Source organism: Streptomyces solincola, from assembly GCF_002982015.1.
In the GTDB taxonomy this organism is placed as follows: domain Bacteria; phylum Actinomycetota; class Actinomycetes; order Streptomycetales; family Streptomycetaceae; genus Streptomyces; species Streptomyces solincola.
The window spans coordinates 1-3,980 of record NZ_PVLV01000662.1 but is presented as its reverse complement, the minus strand read 5'-3'; the positions used below and the strand labels follow the sequence as shown (position 1 = coordinate 3,980).

Below are 3,980 nucleotides of genomic sequence, written 5' to 3'. Positions count from 1 at the left end.
GCGGCCTCGCCCGCCTCCCGCACCCCAGTACCGCCCAGACCGACAATCCGCGAGACCTCCACCTGACGATCCGAATCCAACGGACCCTGCCAACCCGACACCACGAAGGAATCGAGCTGCTGCGGAGTACCACGCAGCGCCTCCTTCGCAGCAGCACGCAGCCCAGGACCGCCCACGGAGACCATCCGACTCACCGCAACCGAGTCATCCGCGAAGCGGATCTCGTCATCGTTGTCGATGAAGTCAAGAACGTCCTGCTCGGAGCCCAGCAGAGCACGCTCCGCCGCCTCTCGGACACCGGGCCCACCGGACCTCAACTGTTCAACCACGTAGCGTCGATCGCGAAGGTCCATTGTGATCTCATCAGCAGCAGCCTCGGTGGGCTGCACACCGATGAGGCCCAGCAGCACGTTCGTAGAGACGCTCAAGACAAGTACAGAGCGGCCTGCTCTTATCAAGTTGAGCCATCCACGACTGTGGCGATACTTACCTTTGGCTGCATCCAAAGACGACAGCAATGGACTCTTCCCCCCATTGACTCGTCTCATCCCGACCGTTGCTCGGCACCATGCGAACCGGCGACTGCCGTGACGCTTCACCTCGCTGAAGACGCTCGATCTTCACACGGGCCTCACTTCCTCGGTAGGAATGGCCGAGCGAAGAGCCGATTCGCGCCGACTCGGGGCACTTCTTTGACTCAAACCGGTGCCTGCACGGTGCCTCTGACAACTCTGACCATCGTGCTGTCGACACTGCTCTCCGTCGCACGGTCAAGCCCTACCTGTTGCCTCGGTGCCGGCACCACGCCGAGAGCACCGACCCCGACGGCGAGGACACCCGGCATGGCACTGGGACAGTACGCGAGTGGCTCCTCGTTTCGATGGCCCGCAAGAAGACAGCGCCCGGTGAGGCACGCGCATGTGCGGCGCGCACCGGCGCGCCATACTGGGCCGGTCGGTGGCCGGTGACCGAAGGGGCGCGGATGGCAGGGCAGTTGGGCGGTGGTCGGCACGCGGTGGTCGTGGGCGGGGGGATCGCGGGGCTGCTGGCGGCGAGGGTGCTGGCGGACCACGCGGAGCGGGTCACGATCGTGGAGCGGGACCGCTTCCCGGTGGAGCCGGAGCCGCGGGCAGGGGTCCCGCAGGGCTGGCACACCCATGTGCTGCTGGAGGGCGGGCAGCGCGCGCTGGAGGAGCTGCTGCCGGGGGTGGTGGACGAACTGCGCGCGCAGGGCGCACCCCGGGTCGGGATGCCCGAGGACATGGTGCAGTGGCACGGCGGGCGGTGGTTCCGGCGTACCGCGGGCACCTCGCCGCTGTACACCGGCACCCGGCCGCGGCTGGAGCACCTGCTGCGGGAGCGGGTGCTGGCGGATCCGCGGATCGGGACGGCGGAGGGCGCGGAGGCGGTCGGGCTGGTCGGGGACGCGAGGCGGGTACGCGGCGTGGTGCTGCGCGAGCGCGGCACGAAGGGCGGGACCCGGGAGCTGGCGGCGGACCTGGTGGTGGACGCCTCCGGGCGCGGCTCGCGGGCGCCCGAGTGGCTGGTCGCGATCGGGGCGGAGCCGCCGGCGGAGGAGACCATCGACACCGGGCTCGCGTACGCCACGCGGGTGTACCGGGGCGGCCAGGAGGGCGACGGCCTGGCCGACTGCCTCGGGTACTACCTGCTGCCGAGCCCGGAGGAGCCGTACAGCGGCGGCGTGATCCCCATCGAGGGCGGCCGCCACCTGGTCACCCTGTCGGGGCTGCGCGGCGACGAACCACCGACGGACGGGGCCGCGTTCGAGGAGTACGCGAAGAGGCTGCCGCATCCGATCGTGTCGGAGTGGATACGGCGGGCGCGGGCGGAGTCGCCGGTGCGGGGCTTCCGCGGGACGGCGAACGTGCGGCGGCGCTACGACCGGGCAGGGCGCCGGCCGGCCGGGTTCCTGGCGACCGGGGACGCGCTGTGCGCCTTCAACCCGATCTACGGGCAGGGCATGGCGGTGGCCGTGCTCAGTGCGGTGGCGTTGCGCGACGCGCTGGCGGACGGCGGCCGGACGCCGACGACGCGGCGGGTGCAGCGGGCGCTGCTGCGGGCATCGGGCCAGGCGTGGGCGATCTCGGCGGGGGCGGATCGGAGCATGCCGGGCGCGGTGGGCACCGCGCTGGCGACGCGGGCCGTCGACCGCCCGGTGGGCTGGTACCTGCGGCGGGTGCAGGCCAGGTACCCCGGGGACCCGCTGGTCGGCGCGGTCTTCCGGTCGGTGCTCGCCCTGTCGAGCCCGGTGACGGCGCTGCTCGCCCCGGGGGTCGTCCGGGCGGTGCTGTTCGGTGCGGTGCCGCAGACGCCGGCCGAGCCGCCGTTGGCGGCGGAGGGGGCCGGGACCGGCTAGGTCGTTTCGTTCGGATCAGTCGGTCGGTGGTCCGGGTGCGTCGTCGGCTGATGGGCGGTGGGCGCGGATCGAGCCGCTGCTCCCGCGCCGGACGCCGAAGCGGGGGGGGGACCACCGACGTGACCATCGTGAAGTGATCGACGCGGACGAGGACCTGCATGGGGCCGCGTCGGTCGACTCCATGATCGTGCGGGCCCACCAGCACGCGGCCGGAGCCCGCGAGAAGGGCTCCGGCCGGCGAACCCGGCGACCTCGCCATCGGCCGCTCCCGCGGCGGACCGACCGCAAAGGCGCACCTCGCAACCGACGCCCGCTGTCGGCCGTCGCGCAGTGACCGCACATCGGCCGTGCGCAATCCCAGCAGGACGCCGGCCCCTCTCCGCCGCCGGTGCGGCAGGTGGGCACGACAGCGGCGCGCCCGGGTTGGGGACGCGCCGCTGCGGAGCCGTGGTGAGCCCTCGGGAGGGCCCTGGGGTCAGTGGAGCTTGTTGACGGCGGTCTTCGTCGTGGTGCGGAAGGCGGTCAGCGGGGCGTCCTCGAGGTCGCCCATCTGGCCCCAGCGGACGAAGGTGACGGTGCGGCCGTCGCGGCCGACGGAGAACAGGTGGATGTCGGAGCTGCCGATCTGCGGGTCGGCGGTGTCCAGGCTGTAGACCCAGGCGCCCTCCTCCACCGCGAGCTTGCCGTGGGAGGCGCTGACGGCGTTCAGGCCCGGGTTCTGCTGTTCGAGGAGGGGCCCGCAGCCGGCGAGGGACGTGCGGAGGGTGTCGACCAGCTTCACGGCGTCGGCCTCGGTGCGGGCGACGGTGGTGATCTGGACGCCGTTGGTGTCGAGCTCGGTGGTGAACTCGCGGTAGCGGGTGTTCTGCGCCGGGATCTTGTACGGGGCGCAGAGGGCGCCGCCGTTCTCCGGGACGCCGGTGAAGACCTGGGTGGCGGTCCACGGCGTCGACGACGGCGGCATCTGGGAGGCGGCGAGGAAGGCCGGCTGGGCGGCGGCCTGCGCCGGGGCCGTGGCGAGGGCCGCGAGGCCCAGGGCGGCAGCGGCGGCGGTGGCGAGTGCGGTACGGATCTTGTTCATGGTGGTGCGTCCCCCGTCGGGTCGTTCGTTCGGTCAGTGCCCCATCAGCGTGGGGCCGGGGCGCGCCGCCTGCAACGATCACGCGCCCACCCTCCGTCCCGGAACCATTCCACCCCCGTTGACGTGCAAGGACGTGAAGGGTGGGACGCGGGGTCGAGGGGGATGGAATGCCGAAGGATGCCGCCGTCGAGGAGTTCGCGCGGCTCGTGCGCGGGCTGAAGGCGCGGGACGGGAGAAGTTACGAGGCCCTGGGCCGGCGCCTGAGCGTCAGCGCGTCCACCCTCCACCGCTACTGCTCCGGCGCGACCGTCCCGGAGGAGTTCGCCGTGGTCGACCGCCTCGCCCTGCTGTGCGGGGCGGAGATGGAGGAACGGCGGGCCCTGGAGGCGGCCTGGACGGAGGCGGACCGCGCCCGCCGCCGAACGGCCTCGCCCGTGCCCCCGCCCGCGCCCGTGCCGGCCGCGCCGGAGTCGATGCCGGAACCGGCCGCGCCGGAACCGGGCCCCGGCCCCGCCCCGGACC

4 protein-coding genes are annotated in these 3,980 nt (G+C 73.1%); 2 read left to right on the top strand and 2 right to left on the bottom strand.

Going from position 1 to position 3,980, the window contains the following annotated elements; translation table 11 throughout:
- Nucleotides 1-410 (bottom strand): ALF repeat-containing protein (locus C6N75_RS28980; RefSeq protein ID WP_181160665.1); only part of this gene is annotated, 410 nt, incomplete at its 3' end.
- Between the two features lie 572 nt (nucleotides 411-982).
- On the opposite strand from C6N75_RS28980, the gene C6N75_RS28975 reads away from it, so the two are divergent.
- Entirely contained in the window at nucleotides 983-2,377 is a 1,395-nt protein-coding gene (locus C6N75_RS28975) for an FAD-dependent oxidoreductase (protein ID WP_105871815.1), read from the top strand.
- A gap of 475 nt (nucleotides 2,378-2,852) precedes the next feature.
- Here the strand turns inward: C6N75_RS28975 and C6N75_RS28965 are convergent, their stop codons facing one another.
- A complete protein-coding gene (locus C6N75_RS28965) occupies nucleotides 2,853-3,458 on the bottom strand; it encodes a hypothetical protein (protein WP_105871814.1) in 606 nt (201 codons plus the stop codon).
- Between the two features lie 167 nt (nucleotides 3,459-3,625).
- Between C6N75_RS28965 and C6N75_RS28960 the strand changes: the two genes are divergently transcribed.
- Nucleotides 3,626-3,980 (top strand): helix-turn-helix domain-containing protein (locus tag C6N75_RS28960; RefSeq protein WP_146132711.1); only part of this gene is annotated, 355 nt, incomplete at its 3' end.